General features: G+C 48.2%; 10 protein-coding genes. All 10 read right to left on the bottom strand.

Translation table 11 applies throughout. The annotated features are described in order from the left end of the window. Window positions 1-421: 421 nt before the first annotated feature. The 10 genes from ACYVAA_RS09160 to ACYVAA_RS09205 all read right to left on the bottom strand — a co-directional run bounded on the left by ACYVAA_RS09160 (window position 422) and on the right by ACYVAA_RS09205 (window position 20,848). Window positions 422-1,843, bottom strand: coding sequence for a glycoside hydrolase family 28 protein (locus tag ACYVAA_RS09160; protein WP_460540777.1), 1,422 nt, complete (start codon window positions 1,841-1,843; stop codon window positions 422-424). Between the two features lie 393 nt (window positions 1,844-2,236). After that, complete coding sequence (locus ACYVAA_RS09165) at window positions 2,237-3,421, bottom strand: glycoside hydrolase family 88/105 protein (RefSeq protein WP_460540779.1); 1,185 nt, start codon at window positions 3,419-3,421, stop codon at window positions 2,237-2,239. A 607-nt stretch (window positions 3,422-4,028) separates the two neighbouring features. Continuing rightward, window positions 4,029-6,212 carry a hypothetical protein gene (locus ACYVAA_RS09170; RefSeq protein WP_460540781.1) on the bottom strand — a complete coding sequence of 728 codons (2,184 nt, stop codon included), beginning with the start codon at window positions 6,210-6,212 and terminating at the stop codon, window positions 4,029-4,031. Window positions 6,213-6,715: 503 nt separating this feature from the next. Further along, complete coding sequence (locus ACYVAA_RS09175) at window positions 6,716-7,978, bottom strand: pectate lyase family protein (RefSeq protein ID WP_460540783.1); 1,263 nt, start codon at window positions 7,976-7,978, stop codon at window positions 6,716-6,718. Between the two features lie 195 nt (window positions 7,979-8,173). Further along, complete coding sequence (locus tag ACYVAA_RS09180; protein ID WP_460540785.1) at window positions 8,174-9,808, bottom strand: RagB/SusD family nutrient uptake outer membrane protein; 1,635 nt, start codon at window positions 9,806-9,808, stop codon at window positions 8,174-8,176. A gap of 11 nt (window positions 9,809-9,819) precedes the next feature. Then, window positions 9,820-12,906 carry a SusC/RagA family TonB-linked outer membrane protein gene (locus ACYVAA_RS09185; protein ID WP_460540787.1) on the bottom strand — a complete coding sequence of 1,029 codons (3,087 nt, stop codon included), beginning with the start codon at window positions 12,904-12,906 and terminating at the stop codon, window positions 9,820-9,822. Window positions 12,907-12,923: 17 nt separating this feature from the next. Beyond that, window positions 12,924-14,513 (bottom strand): fasciclin domain-containing protein, encoded by a 1,590-nt coding sequence (locus ACYVAA_RS09190; protein WP_460540789.1) that lies wholly within the window; start codon window positions 14,511-14,513, stop codon window positions 12,924-12,926. An 11-nt stretch (window positions 14,514-14,524) separates the two neighbouring features. Beyond that, window positions 14,525-16,120: a fasciclin domain-containing protein gene (locus tag ACYVAA_RS09195; RefSeq protein WP_460540791.1), complete on the bottom strand. Its 1,596-nt coding sequence runs from the start codon at window positions 16,118-16,120 to the stop codon at window positions 14,525-14,527. Between the two features lie 7 nt (window positions 16,121-16,127). Then, window positions 16,128-17,597 (bottom strand): RagB/SusD family nutrient uptake outer membrane protein, encoded by a 1,470-nt coding sequence (locus tag ACYVAA_RS09200; RefSeq protein ID WP_460540794.1) that lies wholly within the window; start codon window positions 17,595-17,597, stop codon window positions 16,128-16,130. A gap of 11 nt (window positions 17,598-17,608) precedes the next feature. Beyond that, window positions 17,609-20,848: a SusC/RagA family TonB-linked outer membrane protein gene (locus ACYVAA_RS09205; protein WP_460540796.1), complete on the bottom strand. Its 3,240-nt coding sequence runs from the start codon at window positions 20,846-20,848 to the stop codon at window positions 17,609-17,611. Between the last annotated feature and the right edge of the window lie 9 nt (window positions 20,849-20,857).

Consider the following 20,857-nt stretch of genomic DNA (forward strand, 5'->3'; position numbering starts at 1 on the left):
GTATGGGTTATTTTGGTTGCAAAACACTACTAACACCAGGGGTCTGAAAAAGAAATTTTATTGACAGTCAATTTCAAAAATGTTATATAAGAAACTGTTCTGAGCTGTCCTGCATTACCTTACGAAAAAGTAAAGGACACTGTAGGGAAAATGCAATTAATCTACTTGATCCAGCATCTGATTCCCGTTAATTTTTAACCATGAAGAAGAGAAGGAAATTAAGAGAGGTTTTTATATCAGTAAAAGAAGAAACCTTTATGCTCTTAATCCCTTCATATTTTTTTATTTTTGAACCATTAAGGTATTAAGGGACATTAAGGATTTGAGTTGTTTTTTTACGGGAAGAATTCTTCATGCTCTTAATCCCTTCATGCCTTCATGTTTTTACTTTAAATTAGATGCATCAATGCTCGCTCTAAATTTATCGTTTACTTTCTTCTTCAAACTTAACTTCCTCCCCATTGACCACCACATTCTCAAACTTCGCATTCTTCATGTGATTGACATTGAATACCTGCTCCACGCTGTCAATCCGGCAATTGATCATTTGGAAGTTTTCCACCGGTGACTCTCCATAAGCATTGACCATTACGGCATATTTGCCCCCGTTTTTGACATGCAGGTTTTCCACGATCACATTTCTAATGGTCGGGATATGCTCCCCTTCTTCTTCATAGAACATGTTAAAGCGGACAGCTGCCTCTTTATAGGTTCCTACCACCACATCCCTCATGTATACATTTTCTACCGTCCCTCCCCTTTTAGAGCTGGTTTTGATGCGGAGCACCCGGTCCAGATTGGGGCTGTCCATCGTCAGGTTCTGTGCAAAAACATTCCTGGCCCCTCCGGAAATCTCACTGCCGATGACCACACCACCATGGCCCTCTTTCATCTCGCACCCTTCGATAATGATGTTTTCAGATGGGATTCCCGGAATCCTGCCATCCTCATTCCGTCCCGACTTGATAGCGATACAGTCATCCCCTGTATCAAAATAACAATCCTTGATCAGCACGTTTTTGCAGGCCTCGGGGTCACAACCGTCATTATTGGGACCTAGGGTTTCTATGCGCACACGCTCCACAGTGACATTTTCGCAAAGCACGGGATGCAGGTTCCACATGGGGGAATTGATCAGGGTCACATCTTGGATCAATACGTTTTTGCATTCAAAAGGCTGTACAAACTGAGGCCGCAGGTAATGGCCCTCACCGAACACCCTTTCTTCCAAAGGCACCCGGTCATGCACCATTTCATGCAACAGCTTCCTGGCAGGATTTTGCCTTCCCATGCCTTCCTGCCAGCCAAAATGCCTGGCACCGCACCAAGGCCACCAGTTTTCCATATCGGCATAGCCATCGAGAATCCCCTTGCCGGTAATGGCAATGTTTTCTTGCTGATAGGCATAGATAAAGGGGGAATAGTTCATCAGCTCCATGCCCTCCCATCTGCTGCGCACCAAAGGCAGGTAATCTTTTGGGTTGCGGCTGAACCGCAAAGTGGCCCCTTCCTGAACATGCAGGTTGACATTGCTTTTAAGATGTACCGCCCCGGTGAGCCAGATTCCTTTGGGCACTAGCACCCGGCCGCCTCCAGCCTCATGACAGGCCTCGATGGCCTCGGCAATGGCTTCAGTGTTTAGAAACTCTCCTCCCTCCTGGGCTCCAAAATCGGTAATCGTAAAATCCCTGTCGGGAAACTCAGGTGCCTTGATCAAAGAACGGATCGAATCCAGTTGCGACCAGGGACCTTGGTCCACCTGTGCTACTTCCTTTTGACCACAACCCAGCATCAGGCCGAGCATCAAGGCTAAAATGCAGTATATCTTGTTTGTTTTCATCATATTATAGTTTGCTTATCTTTTCAATCAATCGACTCTTTCTTTTCCAGTTTTTCATTTGGAACGTTGTCCCGTCTGCTGTGCTACACCACAGCGCACAGGAGCGGGGATTATTATAATTGGGCCTTATTATTTTAGTTAGTACTTATGCAAAGGCCCCGCACAATCATTCATGCTTGAATACATAGCAGGTACTTAACAAAGAACCATCATAGGTCGGGATTGCAAATCCCGATCAGCGAACAAATTATCGCCCGCAGTCAACGACTCCTCTTCTGTAAGTCCCGTGGCGCAGCCAGCGGGACAACTCCGTACTTCGGAACGCTAAACCGGTAAGCTTGAAACCTTACAATTTTAAAACTTTCAACCTTACAATTCCCCAATCTTCCAATCCCTCTACTTCCCCAGCTCCAAAGCAGCCAATATAAACGGCCCCACGCCTTTGGGATCATTGGTTCTTATCTTTTCATTGACATAATATTCATAGCTTCCATCCCGATAGGGATCTCCGCCTAAACCTGCTACTGCACAAACTTGGGTGAGACTGAGTTCACCCATATCCCCAACTTCAATGAGTTGCTGAGTAATTCCCTCAAAGCCCTTTTCAGCTGCTTTCCAAAAGCTCTTATCCAAACAGCCTTGATTTACCCCTTTGGCCAGGGCATATACAAACATGCAGGATGCCGAGGCTTCCAGGTAGTTTCCTTTACGCTTGCCTTGATCAATCACCTGATACCATAATCCGCTTTGCTCCTCCTGATAGTCATGGATGGCCACAGCCAGTCGTTGCAAAATGCCAGTCAAGACGACTCTTCCATAATGTTCTTCCGGCAAAAAATCCAAGGCATCCACAACTGCCATGGCATACCAGCCCATGGCCCGGCCCCATATATTTGGCGAGCGGCCAGTCTCAGGATCCGCCCAAGCCTGGAACCTGCTTTCATCCCATCCATGGTACAACAACCCCGTTTTGGGATCTCGGAGGCATTTTTCCATCAACACCAGCTGAAGTACCCCTTCCTCAAAAGCCTCCGGTTCATCGAATTCTTGCGCATATTGCATCAAGAAAGGCGTGCCCATATAGGCCCCGTCCAACCACATTTGATTGGTATAGCGCAGCTTATGCCAAAACCCACCTTCGCTGGTCTTCGGTTGATATTTCAGTTGCTTTCTGAGGGTTTCTAAAGCCTTTTTATAGCGCATATCCCCGGTCCTGCGGTAGAGATTAAACAGCAACTTCCCGGAATTGATCATATCAATATTATAGGTTTCGTACTTATAGGTGCTGATCTGTCCATCCTTATCGATCAGTCCATCCGCATAGGCTTTGATATAATCGAAATAGGTATCATCACCGTTTTCCTTCCACAGCTCCTCAAAAGCATGCAGCATCAATCCTTGCGGGTAGCTCCACACCGGCCGGTCCATAAAGTCGATCTGCCAGGCTTCAGGATTGCGCTTCATCACGGAAAGCGCCATCCTTTCGGACCAATTTAGGTTTTCATCTATCCGACCGGATTGCCCAAAAGCCTGCTGACTTAAAAAAAGGACGATTATCAGTAGGAAACTTTTCATTTTCATATTGTAGTGGTAAGGTTTTAATGTTGTAAGATTAAAAGGTTGTAAGGTTAGGAACACGGATCCCCACGGTTGTCTCGGTTGTCCTGTCGGCTGTGCCGCAGGACAGTCAAGAACCAGGATTGCAGATACCTATCCGACATGATAACATCACTGTGAGGATGCCCCTTAGAAGGACGTGGCAGCCTTGTCCGCTGAAAACGGGATTGCTTCACTCCGTTCGCAATGACGTTTAATACCTAACCCCATCTAGTCCTTGTTTGCAACGAGGACCACTAAATCCCTGCGTTTAATAACGCCATAGCCTATTCCTTTACTAATCGCATTAAAAATGCTAGGATTTAGCAACCCGCATTGCAAATGCGGGTTAGAGAAAGCAACCCGGAATTTACTGCTCCCCTGCACCCCCTACCCCCCTAAAGGGGGAAGGCCTAGACGCTGCCAGCTGACTTACCGACAGCGAATGGTTTGACCGCTGGAACGATAATTATTACTTCATTTTACATATTCAGTATTTACCTAGCTCATTTTTCTTCGAGATTGGACATTCATGTCTCGTCCATCTAGAGTCTAAAGTCTTTTGTCTAATATCTAGCGTCTAATATCTAGCCTACGGCATTTCCCGCAGTCCTTCCCACTTCACTTTCCATTTGCCATTGTCGGGGAAACCAGGAGCTTCCCTATCTGGGGCCCCTTCCCAGCCGGCAGCCATCATGGCCACTGTGGTCAGCAGTCCCCCATTTCCAGGCAAATAAATACGCAGGCGCTTGTCCTGGTAATTATGTCCATTGGGCAAGTAGGTATTCTTTTCTTCTCCCATAAACAGGGCCTCCAAAGCCGTCTCAGGCATATTGAGCCTTGCCGCATTCATGGCCATCATAGGATAATCCCAGCCCCAGGTGGTTTCCCAGTTCCAAATTTTCAGTATCTTCTCCAAGGTGTTTTTCATGATGACCGTATCGATCATGTCCGTCTTGGGCAAAATCCCGTATGCTCCCAATACCACTGGATGATCGTGCAAATAAAAATCATCCTCATAAGCCTTCGGGTGGGTGCTGCTGGGCAGGTACAAGCTGTCCTTGATGGCTAGAGGTGCCAAATTATCCAACACTTCCCGCCACTTGGGGTTTTCTTCCATTCCCAGACGCTTCTGCCAATCCAAGGCCACATTCAGCCCATAATGCCAGTAGGCCAGCTCAAAGGGAGGGTCATCGGTGGATTTGGCAGGAAAAAGTTCCTGCGCAGGAATCAGCGGAGCAATCAAATGGTATTTGCCGTCCCCTTTACTGTCTTTGGCGAAAGAGGCCATAAACTCCGCCGTCTCAAACACAATTTCCTTGTACTTTTCCAAAGTGGCCTGATCCTGCCTGTCCTGATAAAGCTGCTCCACAAAGTAGAGGATATGGGGCTGTTGCCAGATCAGGTACGAGGCCACACTGGAGGGGCTTTCATCCCCGTAAGGATCGGTCATTTTTTGCCACCGTGCCCCTTCAAAACCTTGCCGCTCGGCGGTAGCTTTGGCCTTTTCTAATGAACTGAAATACCAGGGAAGGCTTTTTTCCATCAATTCCACCCGGTTCCAAAGTCCAAAATGCGCCCCATGCCACCAGTGCATTTCCATATGGAACTTTCCGTACCAGCTGTTCATGGTCAGCCCCGTCTCCTGGGGAGGCAAAGATCCCGAGCAGTTGACCTTCGTGAGGTACTGGGATAGCACCACCCTTCTTTCCAACTCCCCAGCCCGCTCATCGGTGCATTCCGAAAAGTCAATGGCCCCGCCTGACTTCCAGAATTCCTCCCAGCCACTTTCACTGCTTTTGGCTGTAGCCTCAAAATCGGGGATTTCATTTTCGCCCTGTTTCGAAAACAAGGCGGTGAACTCCAGGCTTTCCTGTCCTTCCTGGGCATTGAGCAGGAAGGTATGCTTATCGGCCGTTTCAAAAGCCCCATTGCCTTCCCATTGCACATCGGTCACGTATTGTGTGCTGTCCAGTGTTCTGGACACCCTGACCTGGCTGGGCCTGATCACCTCCAGGTCGGAGGAATGCTTATCTTCCTGTGTCCAGTCATAGCCCGGACACACATGACAACCCGAACCATATGGGAACCTGAATTTCACTTTCAGCTTTCCTTCGGCCACCAAGGGAGATGTGATTTTAGCGGAGATACCGTCTTTTTCCTGATGGCCATAGAGCTCCACTTTTACCGGCTGCCCTTCCACACTGTATTCACTGGTAATCTTTCCCTTCCAAAGGTCCAGTTCCTGGTGCACCTTCTCCAAATCATGCACCTCGACGGTCGATCCATCGGCCTTAAAAATCTCTAAACCTATAATCCCCAAGTGCAGCCTGTGCGGACTGGTCCTGAAATAATCGGTCACTTCCTTTTTCCTTCCCTCCTTCCATTGCACCGGAAAGGAAATCACCTGACCGGTGGCAGAGGTGTCATATCTTAATATTTCTTCCCATTGGTAATCATCCGGATTGGGAAAAGAATGCCATCCCCACTGGCTTTGGGTGCCCAAGGAGACCCCTTTTTCATAATATTCGGGAAAGCTCTGCAGGCCGCTCACATCCACGGTATAGGCAAACTCCCCGTTCCCCACGGATAGGGAAGCCAAGGTATCCGGCTTATCCAAAACAACATTATGCCGATTGACCAAAGCATAGCGGTCGATTTTATCGGATGCTTCTTTCGCATCTTCTTGGGGCGAGGAACATGAAAAAAGAGCCGCCACAACCGCCACATTCAGGCTTAAGATTTTGAAGGGGCTTGTTTTAAAGAATTTGATCATAAGGGTGTTATTGAAATTGTTATGCTTTTAAAAACGGGTTGTTATTTTTCTGATCCCCGTAATCTTACAGTTAGAATTATCTTCTTTGTTCTTTTATTCAGAATTGTTTTCTGTCCTTTTCCATTGATGAAAAGGACCAAAAATCTAGGCCTGTGGAGCATCCTTCAAATTGGTCATTTTCGTTTTCAGTTAAGATTCTATTTCCCAATTTGATTTTGAACAATTGCTTCAGGTTAAAAATGAGTGGATCTTGCTCGTCCACTTCGCAAGCTAACTCATTTTCTTAACACCTTCCTCAATTGTTCAAAACCGGATGCTCCAAGGGCCGCCTATAAGAATCAGATATAATATACTACTTTAACATACCTGCCTGTAACATTCCGAATAATCGGATATTATACCCACTTTTCATATCACCCAAGAAAACTAAAGCCTTTCGGGTTTTATGGGACCAAAGCTTCAATGTCTGGAATTCCGCTCTTCTAAACCTGGAAGGTTTATAATTAATTATCTATTACCAATGCATTAAGATAGTTTTCCAATTCGGTATATCCGTCCTTATCTATCCTGTTTCCGTCAGCTGCATTTCTTGGGTCCAAACCATTTTTCCTTTCGTAGCGATCTGGCATCCCATCTCCATCGGTATCTTTCTGTGCTTTGCCTCCCTCCACTCTACCAGGCCCCTTCATGGGCAGTTCCATTTCATCATGGATGGTCTTTCCGCTTTTTCCCAAAGAAAGCAAGTCCTTGATCAGGAATTTGTCCACCTCATCCCTGTGAAGAGAAGCCCCTACTCGATCAACCACCCGTTGATAGGCTTTTTCAGGAGATAGGGTATTTACTTTCGGATAGTCAAAGGGTTCTTCCATCCAGCTGACCGGTTCATACACCTTTTTCGGCAGCAACTCCCCGTCCAAATTGCCATTGAAGTTACCGTCATACCAATTGTCCCTGGCATAGATATGGAAGTTTTCGTTGGAGCGGTTAAAGGGCGCTGTGTCCCTGGTTTCGGGACCTGCAATAAAACAATTCCCCTCCACGTTGGCGTAGGACTTGCCCTGCGAACCTCCTCCCTGGATATAGCCCGCCACGGCCCAGTTGTAGACCACATTATTGATATATTGGTTGATGCCCTTTACTTTGGGATTTCTTGTGTGGTTGTTGATCCATAGGCAGCCCAGAATGGACACTCCGCCGCTAGGCTGGATCAGTCCGCCCGTAGAATGGGTCTGCAGGCCCTGGCCGATGATGGAATGCTGCAAGGTGACATTTTCCACCTCCCCGTTTAGGTCAAAAGTGCCATCCCTTCCCCAGGTAATCGACACATGGTCAAAAATCATATCATGTCCCCTGGCAATAGCCACGGCATCCTTTCCCTTGTCCCCTACTTTTCCCATCCTCACCCGGATATACCGGGTAATCGTATTGTTGGCATCTGAAAAGCTGAGTCCGTTTCCATAAACGGTAATGCCCTCTCCCGGTGCGGTCTGTCCGGCAATGGTGATATTTTCCTGCACCACAATCCTGGATTTGATACGGATCACTCCACCCACTTCAAAAACCACTGTCCGGTTGGGCTGACTGACCGCCTCACGAAAGGAACCCGCGCCTGCATCGTTCAAATTGGTCACCTTATACACCTCTCCTCCTCTTCCTCCCACCGCATATTTCCCAAAGCCCTCCGCTCCCGGAAAGGCCAATTGCTGGGCAGAGGCAGTGATGGATGAAAGCAAGGTGATAAGGAATAATAGTCGTGTTATTTTCATTTTTGTATTAATTATAATGAGTATGGAGTAGCTAGTCTTGAGTATGGAGTAAGAAATCAAATTCAAAGCTCAAGACTCAATACTCATGACTCAGTACTCAATAAAAAGACAAGACCGGGTCAACGAATGCCCGATCCTGTGCTGAATTAACAAACCCCTAGTGTTAAGTCACTAAATAAATAATTTGTCAATACCTTATTTATTCAAATCGTAGTGGATAAACCAGTTTGTCGGCTGCATCAACAGGTTTCTGATGCTTTCCTGTTTCCCTGAAGGGTACTTGGCACTGACCCTATCGGCCAACATCGCTGGATCATTCCAGCGCTTGGCCATTCGGATCATGGCGAAGTAAGACCTGGCCTCTCCTGCACTTTCCATACAGGTTTCTTCTATCAGCAGGTTATCCAGCCCTTTCTTGTACTGCTCGATCTTTTCAGGGGTATCCAGCTCATCCTTGCTCAGTCCTTCTGGATAAACCGGGCCTAAATCTATCCTTCTTCTCACCCCCCAGTTGGTGCTGATGCCTGCATTGACCACTTCATTATCCAAAGGATAGCGAAGATTGTCGCCGTTTTTGGAGAGGTAGTTCTGCACACCATCATTCAAAAAGGCCTCTGCTTCTGGAAATAACTCCATCTGGTTCAGGGCCTCGGCAATGAACAGGTGAATGTCAGCAGCCCTGTAAAGGACCAGATGGACATCATTTTTGTGGATATTGTCAGCCGATTCATGGGCCCGGGAAAACTTCCTGACCACCCATTCTCCATTTTGCCTCCAATAGGTATAATCTTCGCCCCTGTACCTGTCGCCCACGGTGATCCCGTCCTGACGGACCTGCTTTTGGAAACGCTCCATGGACACCTCTGTTGGTTTTAGGAAATAGTCGTTCGGCTGGGTATTGGAAAAGAAGGAGATCAAGCGGTTGGTCTGCTGCCTTTGATAATCAAAGGGCACAATATTGATCAGCTCCCTGGTCTTGGTGATGGGATCTCGGTAAAAAAACTGAATCCACTCCCCATTATAATCCTCATTGCTGAGCTTATAACGCTTGCTGCCCTCATCATAAATATACGGCATGCCGATGCTGACCACCTGCTCATAACTGCCGTTCCACAGGTACAGCTCCATCATTAAAGGTTCCGGTGAAGGACAGATCATGTTCCAGGTAAGGTCCTGCGCAGAGGTGCTTACCCCCGGGAACAGCAGGTCTGACCAGATCAGCACTTTTTTGCCGTTGATTCCATTTACACCACCTTCCATCAGGCCGATCAACTGACCGATCAGCTCATCAAAACCCAAGGTAGGATACTTGGACAAGTCTGTCTTTTCGGTTAGCGGTTCATCCAAATAAACGGCCTCCCCGTACAGTTTGGCCAACATCAGATAAGACCATACTTTGAAACGGATAGCCCCGCTGACCAAAGGCTCAAATACCGCGTCTTCCACGGCGTTGGGATGGGCTTCCTTGTATTCAAAAGCCTTTTTGATATAATTATTGGCATTGGAAATCACATCATAGTAGCCGCTGGGATCCGCAAAGGAGTTTCCTTGGCTGATGCTATGATTGTAAATGTCCCAAAGTTCCTGGGGTGCATTGTCAGTAGGCTCCAGAAAGTCCCCCCGAAGCTCCGCCAAAAAGATGGCCTTGTCCGCTACGGTCTGCACCTTAGCGGCTATGCCCATATAGCCGGAATAAAGCTCATTGGTATTGCCAATGTAATTTTCCTCCAGTAAGATATCGTCCGCATCCGACTCAAAGTAGCTTTCACAACCACTAAAAGCCATCAAGCCTGCGATCAGTGCGCATTTATAAAACAAGTTATATTTCATAGTTGATGTCATTAGAATTGTAGGTTAAAACCAAGCTTCAGGGTAGTCGGCAAAGGCATGGCGCCAAAGTCCACTCCTTGCATATAGGGCTGGTAAGCATAAGAAGTCACCGGATCCAGCCCCAGGTAGTCCGAAAGGGTAAACAGGTTCTCCCCTGCCAGGTAGACTTCTCCCCCTTCGATAAAACTCAATTTCCCAAGCTGATAGCTAAGCGTCACATTATTCAGGCGTAGGAAAGAACCGTCCTCGATCCATCTGTCGGAGAAGCGGCTATTGCCCATGGGATCACCGTACATGGCCTTAGGAATATCGGTCACCTGTCCATCGGTCTGCCATCTTCTGTCCACTGCCAAAGATTGGTTACGGAAGTCACTCAAAGACTCCATCTCCCTTCGCACGGCATTGTACATCTGGTTGCCCGAGCTAAAAGTGAACTGAGCTGACAGTGAAAACTTCCTGTACCTGGTCTGAGTGAAGAAACTGCCAAAGAAATCAGGCGAAGCATCCCCAATGAGTGTGCGGTCTTGGTCATCGATAATCCCATCATCATTAAGGTCCTCAAAATGGATGTCTCCAGCATTGAACTGCTCACCTTTGAAATCCACCAAGCCCAAAGCATTGGCCGCTTCCTGGGTAGGAATTACCCCCTTGGATTTAAAGCCGTAGAAGCTGTAGGGATTTTCGCCCTCCTGGGACACCAATGCCCAGTCACCCGGCATTTCTCTGACCAGGGCTTTATTCTCTCCTTCAAAAGAGCTTATTACGTTTCGGTTTTTATTGATGGTTCCTCCGATATTCCAGTTCAGGTCCCTTTTATTGATCAGGCTCAGCTGTAGCCCTGCTTCGATGCCCTTGTTCTCCAGTTTGGCTCCGTTCACATACATCTGGTTGATGCCATACACTGAAGAAATTTCCTGGGGATAAATCACATCAGCGGAAACGGTCTGATAGACATTGACGCTGGCCACCAGGTTTTGATCAAAGAACCCTGCATCCACACCTGCGTTCATCGTTTGGTTTCTTTCCCAGCTCAAGGCGGTATTGGCCACATTGCCATTTACGATTCCTGCCAGCTCACGATAAGCTTGGCTGCTATAGAACTGGCTGCTCAGCCCCGTTGGATACCGACTGTTTCCGGTAAGGCCATATCCGGCATGGAAATCCAGTTTGTCCACTCCTTTGGCATCCCTGAGCCACAAACTATTCTTGGCCTGCCAGGTCAAATCCAAGCCGGGGAAAACCCCAAAACGGGGACTGTCCTTGCCCGTGGAAGAGGCACCGTCCACAGACACATTCAATGAAGCCAAAAACTGGTCAGCAAAACCATAACGGGCATATCCGTACATGCTCATCCAGTTCCATGAATTGTAATACCCCTGGAAAGTACGGCCCTCGGCATCTACATAGGAAAGGGTCTTGTAAAAATCCGAGCTGGTATTTCTTCCATAGCCCCCATCAAATTCCTGTCGGGTCAAAAGCCCCTGATAGCCCAGTCCGGCATCCAGTGGATTACCGCCTACTTCCTTGGAATAGTCGGCATTGACCTTATAATAAAGGTTGGAAACATTGCCACTGCCCGCCCGGGCGGTATTCAGGGCTACCCCTTCTTCCAAAGGAACAATGGTCAGATCAGATCGGCCGGGAATAAAACTGGTCTGTCTTTTATAGCCGGAATAATAGCCAAAGGTTCCGCTTAGGGTCGTATGCTCACTGGCCAGAAAATTCAGCCCTGTATTCAAAAACAGGTCAAAATTGTCCGATTCCATTTTGGTATTGTTCATGACCGCCAATGGATTGGACACACCAAACTGTCTTACCGCATCGTAAGCGGGCAACTGGTTATTGTACTCGTCCTTTCTGAACGGGCTCAGGATCGGGGCTTTGAACAAGGCCGCCATCAGTGGGTTGGACGCATCAGAAAGTATCTGCTCATGCAACTTGCTGTTTCCATAAGTCAGGCCCAGGGAGCTGACCAACTGAAACTTCTGGCTTAACGCTATATGCGCATTTAGCCTCGTGGTGTAACGGGTGAAGTTGGTTTTGTTCATGGTCCCGCCTTGGCTACTGGCTCCCACAGAAAGATCGTATTTGGCAATGGCATCACCACCTTTCACCCTGAGGTGGTTTGAGGTGACAAAAGCTGAGCGATCGATCAGTTCCTGCCAGTTGTTATCATTATTGTACAGGAAGTTGTAATAGTAATCCGGGTCGTCCTTCAAGAAAGGGAAGAGGGCCAGCATATCGCCCATATCTTCGTAACGGGTAAGTCCTACATCTCCGATATAGCTTTTAAAGCCATCCACGCCCAGCACGGGCAACTGATTTTGGTTATAGGCCATTCCGTATTGGCCGGAAAATTCAATGACCGTTTCCAGGTCCTCGGGAGAACTGGTCTCGATCAATAGCACCCCATTCGACCCCAGCGAGCCAAACCTCGCTGCTTCACTGCCCTTCACCAACCTGATCTGGGCAATATCATTGACATTGATGGCATTAAACACACTGGAAGAATAGCCTTCGATGATCCCAGAATTGTTCATGTCCTGAAGATGGGGCACGCCATTGATCAAGATAAGCGGGGCATTGTTCCCCGCCATGGTGCGGATTCCCCTAAGGTTCAGGTAAGCCCCTTCCCCAGGCATTCCGCTTTTATTGATGACATTCAATCCAGGAAAAGCACCCTGGATGACATCTTCCACATACAGTGCACTCGGTTTGAAACGCTGTTGGCTAAGCACCTCGGCCTTCATTGTCCCCTGCTCTGCCCCTTTACCGGGCAGTTCATAATAATCGAAATTTTGCGGCACCAAGACCAGCTCCACGTATGCCCTTCCCAGTACAGGGACCACTTTTTCCTGATAACCGGGCAGCCAAACCCTCAAATCTCCCTCCAGCTTATCCACTTCAAGGCTAAACTCCCCGTTTTCATCGGTTTGGGTAGTGTTTTCTTGATTTTCCAGCGATATGTAGGCCTCCCCCATGGGAGTATGACCAATAGAAGAGGTCACTTTTCCCCTGAGGACTTGCTGTGCTTTGGCCCCAATGGCAAAGACCATCATCAGGGCCAGCAGTATCCATCCTTTATTTATGTTTTGCATCTTAACTTCAGTTTTGATCAATAGTTATTTTGGGTTGGCACCAATGCCCAATGGTAAAGCTTCATCTCCTCCCGGGAAGCTTTGCCCAGCAGGGCCACTTCTACCCGGATCTTGAATGAACGCACTTCGTTTCCATCGATATTCACGATACCGACCAATCCGCCCAAACCGTCCCATTTGGTCCCAGATACCGTATTGGTACTTCGGTCATAGTTCCAAGGCGAGGAAGGTTCCACGTTAAGCTCAGCAGCCACCAGTTTGTCATCAATGTACACATTGAGGAAAGGGTGGTTTTTGGACTGAACACCCATGTACAGGTTGTATTCCCCAGGAGGCACTTCCACGACCGAGGCTGTAGTGGTCCCATCTTCATTTTTATCCAGCTTCACGGGAGTATAATCCACCGCCAGCGGTTGTCCCGGAATGTCCTCTCCAAATAGCCTCAAAATGGTATAAGTGCCCGAAACATTGATATTCGGAAAGGAATAATTGTCGGTTGCCTGTGCCCTTATCTCAGAAGCATTGTGAAAAGTAAACAACTCGTCCCGCTGCTCGTCGGGCACAAACTCATAATAATAGAAGAGCTGCTTGATGGCGGAAATGTGGACATTATTAGGAATCTTAAGAAAGTTGACATCGTACACCCGGCCATTGCTCATGCGCTTGTACTGTGGATTTACCCCCTGTACGGTGGTTTTCCAAAGCTTCCCAAAAGCAGATACCAGGTCTTCCTCCGCACCATAATTGTCCACCACCTGATCATAAAAAACCGCATCCATGATCCAGTTCCAGGCGGTCAGGGAGTCTGACTTGGTAAAGGGCTTGCCAAACTGATCATAAAGGCCCTGGAGGTTTTCGAAACAGGTCCCGATCACCTCATTGCTGGGCACAAACATGGTTACCTGTGAAAATTCCGACCTGAAATCCACCCGTTCAAAAATGGGGTTTTCGATCACAAAAGCAGAATCATAAATCGTGTTTCCTGATTTGTCCACCCCTATCGGGATACTGTTGCCCACGTCAAAAATCGTGTCATTGGCAGCGAAAACAGAGTCCCGGATCATGGAATAGTCATCAGACATCCCAAACAGGTAGTCATAAATACTTTCATCCGGAACCATCAGTTCGTTGATCTCATGGACCACCCCGTTTTGGCAAAACTGATTTCCAGCAGTCACCGTAGCATCAGCTACATACACGGCATTGTCCATGCCCTTGCTCACCGGAATGTATTTCCCATTCAAAGAACGTAGCCTCAGCCCGTCCCTCAGCTTGCTCATATCATAGGTCAGGTTATTGATATGGTAACGGAGCACAAACTCCTCGTCCAAATCCATGCTTTGCAGTGCCTCCATCGCCTCATTTTTGACCGCCCAAACAGATAAATACTGGTCACGGGTCAGTTCCTCCGCGATGTCGTGCGCTTCCAACGCCTCCACAAACTTGGAATATTCCGGATTGCTTTTGAGATAATCCAGTAGGTTTAGCGGGGAAACCACATAGGCACTTTCCTCCCCTCCTTCAAGTCCATAGTGCTCGTCCCAAACTTCGTTACAAGCCATGGAAAGCAGGATGAGCAATCCCATTATGTATTTTAAGTTTTTCATTTGCTTCGTGTTTAGTCTACAGGTGTAAATCTGATATGATCTAAGGTGAGCAGCTCTCCATCTATAGCCACTATTCTCAGGGTATGGCTGCTCGTTTCGTCAAAGGAGAAAGAACTGGTCATCCTTCGCTCCAGCTTCCGGTCGTACCGCCTGTTGGATACCGGCCACTCGCTTCCCAATCTTTTGCCGTCCATGGAGCACTGCAGGTAGCCCGTATTGGAAGACTTGGTATAGCTCAGGTAGATCATGGTGATCTCGTATTTGCCTTTGATCAGGACCGGAGTTTCCATTTCTATCCAGCCTGATGCTCCCAGATCCAACCGGAGATGATCGTGGTTTAAGGCATCGGCATACCAGATCCCGTCCGCGCCCCTGTTGTTTCTATAACTGACCACATTGGTCCTGTATTCTGGGGTAGTTTTCCATTTATAACAGGAAACCTCGTCTTGGGTGAATGTCCTGGTGTAGGTGGAATTCAGGCTTGGGTTTTGGTATTGGTCGCACAGTGCCTGTAAATCGGCATAGTCCGTCAGGTCCCAAAGCACCGTCACCCTAGGTGGGGTAAAGAGCGGCATCCAGTTGTCCACTTCATGCACCACCCCGTTTTTACAGTTGATGTTCTCCTTGACAAAGGCCACCCCTTCTCCTTTTTCCTCATCATAGTTCATGACCAACCGGCCGGAGAGATCCGCAATATTGATCAGCTCATTCTCTGCCATGGTATTGATGTTCATGGAGCTTTCCCCCTCCGGGAAGGCTCCCAGATCCGCAAATGACTTCAATTGTGTCAGGATATGGTAAGAGACGTATTGGTTGAGGGCATTTTCCGGAGCTGTATAATTTTCATCCATCACCTCCAGCTTTGCCTTCAGATCTTCCAGGCTCATGATCCCCTCTTGTGCAAACACCTCGTCCGATACCGCAAAAGCAGTCACCCTGATACGGTATTCCAGTAGATTTCCATTTGCATCGCTCCCTTCTTCCACAATGGTATTGAGCAGATGGTCTTTGCCGGTAGCTTCCACAGCAGCTTTGAAAATGGAAAACCTATCCTCTTTGAGGCGGTCCAAAATAGTGGCCCTTACCGGCACCAGTACATCCTCCAAAACATGGATGATCCCATTGGTAGCTTCTATATCCAGTTCAGTGACCCGGGCCTCGCCGTTGATATAGATGGCATTGAGGCCGCCTTCCCGGAATTCAATGGACAGGTTGTCATCCGTGGCGTTCCGGTCATTGATCACGCCGTTTTCAAACTGACTCTGGCTGATCTTAACCGAATTGATCGTATGGTACTTCACCAGGTATTCGGCATCCTCCTTGGGGATATCGCTTACCTCGTCCCAGCCATTGGCCTGCAGGTACCGTTGCATTCCCTCATTGGAAGGGGCAAACACCGTATAGGTGGCCCGTAGGTTCAGGGTATTGTACATATCAGCATGCTCCATCAACTCCACCCAAAGCGAAAAGCTTTCGGGTTGTGATTTTAGTAAGGAGGAGATGGGCAGTTCTTCATAGGCTGCAAAGGTGCTTTCATCGTAGGGGTCCTGACAGGACACCACGGCCATAAGCAGCCCCAGCAGGTATATCAAATAAGTCTTTTTCATGCCTCGGTTAATTTAGGTTGTCGTAATAAGGGTTTTGGACCAAAAGTCTGTTGGCCGCCAGTTCATCAAAATGGATCGGCAGGTAATGGCTGTTCTCATCCAGTAATTTAGACCGGATAATCGGAGCCGAGCTGGCCGGAGCAGTAAGCAGCACCTGAGTGATCAAATAATCCTTGTACCGGTAATCATCCCTGCTTCCTACCCTCAGCAGGTCAAACCAGCGCTTGCCTTCTCCCACAAATTCACGGGCCCGCTCGTTCATCACCAACTGCAACATCTCGATTTCCGTAGAGACGGCAGATACCGGTTCAGATATCTGTGCCCTTTCCCTGATCGTATTGATCAGCTCGGCAGCTTCCTCATAATTTCCTGCTCCCTTCATCACCAGCGCCTCTGCTTTCATCAGGTAGATGTCGGCGATGCGATAAATGATCCAATTTTGGTCGCTGTAGGTACGTGGAATACCGGTCCCCGCTTCCGCGCCCAGGTACTTCCAAACTTTGAGGTCTTCCTTGAGATAACTGGCGCCCGCACCACGGATATCCTCATCGCTTTCTTCAAAAAGTGTCACCATATAATCCGACACCACATAGCGGTTGTTGGTGCCAAACCAGGCCACCAAACCATTGGTCTGGCTCTTTTCATAATCAAACTGCAGTTCGAAAATCCCTTCATTGGAATTGCCCGGACTGAAGATGCTGTACCAGTTGTTGGTGGTATTGACCATTCCTTCCAACAAGCCCAGCCTGCCTGAATTGATCACTTCCTCACATACGGCAACGCACTTATCGTATTCTTCCGTCCAAAGGTAGACATCTGCCAAAGCCGCATAAATGGCCCATTTGGTAGACCTTCCTTTAGTGGCCCAAACTGTCGGGGCTACTTCCTTGGCATATTCCACCGCCCCTTCCAGGTCGGATTTGATCTGCTCGTAGACTTCATTGGCAGGCGATTTGGCCACCTCGAAGGATTGTTGATCGTCCATATAAGGCTCGGTGATCAACGGCACATCCCTGAAATTTCTCACCAGGTAGAAATAGGCCAGCCCTCTCAAGAAATAAGCCTCGGAAAGGTAAGACTGCATTACATTTTCGCTGAACGACGGATCCTTGGCCACTACTGTAGGGCCGTATTCAATGACCATATTGGCATAATTGATCACCTGATAAAACTTGTCCCACTTTACATATTGGTTACCGGGGATGATGTCCCATTGCCTAACCCTGAACAGATCGGCGCTTGTGGAACCACCACCTAGGGAAAGGCCGTTGCCCCTCAGTTCTCCCCAGACCAGCATCTGCTCCATGGACTCCCTGAGCCGCACATAGCCCGCTCCAAGCACGGCCTCGACTTCTTCTTTATTTTCCCAATATTCATCGCTCACCTGATCGTTTTCCGGTTGCACATCGAGCCACCCATTGCAGGAGCTTAAGGCCAATGCCATCACAGTGATCAGGTATATATATGTCTTCTTCATGATTTGCTCGATTAAAAGTTCATGTTTATCCCCATTGCAAAGCGCTTCGGCCGTGGCGTACTCGCCTGATCCACACTGAGCATGTAAATGTTGCTGGAAAGGTTTACCTCAGGATCCTGACCGGAATAGTTGGTCCAGGTATACAGGTCCTGAACGGTAAAGAACACATCGAAGCGATCGATCTTGTTCTTGGTCAGGAAGGTCTTCGGAAGAGAATACCTCAGGGAAATGCTCTTTAACCGCACAAAGGAGCCATCTTCCACAAAACGATCCGATCCCAGGTAGTTATAACCTTCATTGTAAAGGGCCCTCGGAATGTCGGTATCGTCCCCTTCATGCCTCCAGCGCTTCAGTACAGCTGTACTCTGATTGGAAGTACTGAACATGTTTTCGGTGTTGATCCGGGTTTCGTTGACGATCTTCTGCCCAAACCTTCCGTGCAGGAAAGTGGTCAGCATAAAGTTTTTGTAGCGCACATTGAAGCCACCACCTGCGGTGAACAGCGGCATGGCATTGCCCAGGTAAACGATGTCGTATTGGTCAATTACCCCGTCGCCATTGATATCTTCATACTTGGCATCCCCTGGATAGACCCTACGGTTGCCGTTTTGCATATAAACCAGTTCCCCGTCGATATCATACATCAGATTGCCATTACCATCACGGGCATAAGTTTCTTCGCCGTTTTGGTATACCCCTTGGTAGCGGTACCCATAGAAGGAGCCAATGGGATTGCCTTCCACGATTTTGTGGGCGTATTTTCCATTGCCAAACTGGTAATTTTCAAACTGCATGTTTTCCGGAAGCTCCTCTACTTTGTTCCGGTTTCGGGCAATGTTGAAATTGAAGGAAACTTTCAGGTCCTCGGTTTTGAGGGCATCGTAGTTGAAAATCAATTCCCAGCCCCGGTTATACACCCTACCGGAGTTGAAATACCTCACTGCTGAAAAGCCCGTAGAAGAAGGGAGGCTATAATCTTTTTGCAGCAGGTCAGTGGTCAGACGGTCATATACTTCCGCAGTGATGTACAATCTCCCCTGCATCAGGGACAGGTCCAAGCCGATATTTGACTGCGTGATGGTCTCCCAACGTAGGTTTTCCAACTGGATACTGGCCGGGGAAATGGCCACCATGTCAATATATCCCGGAGTGATCGGGCTAAAGGTCCCGATATAGGGGAAAGCCCCACCGGGAGGGTTGCCGCTCTTGCCCCAACTGGCCCTTAGCTTGCCCAGGTCAATCCCAGCAAGTCCCTTCATAAAGGGCTCATCGCCAAAATGCCAGGCCACACCTACAGAAGGGAAACCTGCCCAACGGTTGGCTGCCCCCAAGCTGGAATTTGCCTCCCAACGATAACCGCCAGAAATGATGTACTTTTCATTGAAGGTATAATGGGCATTGGCGATGGTGGCCACTCTTCGGGACATGGAATTGTCCGACTTCATGCTGGCCACTGACGCGCCGTCCGTAGGATCGCTCAAAGAACCTGATGCATTGCCACTGGTTTCGCTGACATAGCCAAAGCTTCTGGCTTCATTGGTCTGTACCAAACCACTCAGGATAACATGGTTTCTGTCGTTGATCGCCTTATTGTAGATCAGCTTGTTTTCGGTATTGATGTACAGCTGGTCTGAAAGCAGGTCAGCACTTCTGTTGAAGTAAGGATCTGTCCAAAGCACACCGGTCACGGACTGGGGCAAAAACTTGCGGTTTTTGGTCGTTCTGGTGTCAAAACCTACAGTACCGGTATATTCCAGATCAGGGTTGAACCGATATTTCAACCTGAAAATCACCCGGGCATTGTCCGCCTGGGTTTCATTGACGGATTCATTGACCAAGGCCACCGGGTTATAAAATCCCGTGCTGGAAAACCCACCCTGGAAGTTTTCCAATGGGGTGAAATATTCCGAGGTCCTATGCCCATTATCATCCAAAACATAGGGACTCATATTGGGCATTTTGCGCATGGCCATACTTCTTGCAGAGGAAATACCATTTCCTGACCAGTTGGCATCCTTGATGCTTTGGGAATAGGACATGTCCGCACTGACACTTAGCTTATTGGAAAACTTATAGGTCACGCTGGCCAGGGAGTTGAAACGGTCCAAAGAAGTACCTGTGGTGGTTCCCACATCCCTTAGATAACCTAGAGAAACGCGGTAAATGGCCTTGTCACCTCCACCGCTCAAGGAAAAGTTATTGTCCAGAAAGTGCCCCAATTGGCTCACTTCATTGATCCAGTCGGTTTTTTGGTTGTATTCGTCAAAATACACCCAATCAGGATCAAAGTTGATTTCCTGGGTTTCAAACAAACGGTTGGTATAGGCCGCACCGGCCAGATATCCGATGTCATTAATAGAATTCCAGATGCCATCCTGCATCAGGCTGACATACTGTGAGCCGTCCAGCAGGGGAATGGTGGAAGGTTCTTTTTTGATCTCCGACTTGGTGGAGAAAGAAAATCGGGTCTTGCCTTTACGGCCTTTCTTGGTCTTGAACACCAAAACCCCATTGGCCCCCTGACTGCCCCAAATGGCTGTAGCCGCGGCATCTTTGAGCACCTCGATGGATTCAATGTCATTGGGGGAGATGTTCACCAAGGCACCAAAATCCTGGTCATTGGCCGTGGAAAAGTTAAAATCATCCGAGAAGTTGGTCGGATAGGGAATCCCGTCCACCACGATCAGCGGATCGGAATTGGCATTTAAGGATGAGGTTCCCCGGATCCTGATGGTACTTCTGGAGCCAGGATCTGCACCGGAAATGATGTCCACATTGGCCATCCTTCCCTGAAGGCCCGATTCTATGGAAGTCATGGGTACCTCCTTCAACTGCTCAATGTCAAAACGCTGGGAAGAAGAGGTCTGCTCACGGGCACTGATGCCCAGTGAGTTGGTCTGTACCCTTTCCGCCACCACCTCTGCAGAGCCGTATTCAAAGGCTTCCTCCATCAAGGTGACATCCAAGGTGGACTGGTTGCCAAAATCCACTTTTTTGGTCTTAAACCCGATATAGGAAAAGACGATTTTGAGTCCGTCCTGTCCCGGCACGGCCAATCGGTAATTACCATTTTCATCTGAAATGGTTCCGTTCACATTCCGCTGTTGGTCATTTTCAACAAAGATGCTCGCCCCTATCAAGGGCTCGCCGCTTGCATCGGTTATTTTGCCTGTCAAAACAGTTTGCTGAGCGCGCAAAGGCGACGCAATTAGCAGCATCAGCAGGCAGCTAATGATATAAAATGATTTCATGAAACTGTA

Source organism: Echinicola sediminis (assembly GCF_054777495.1).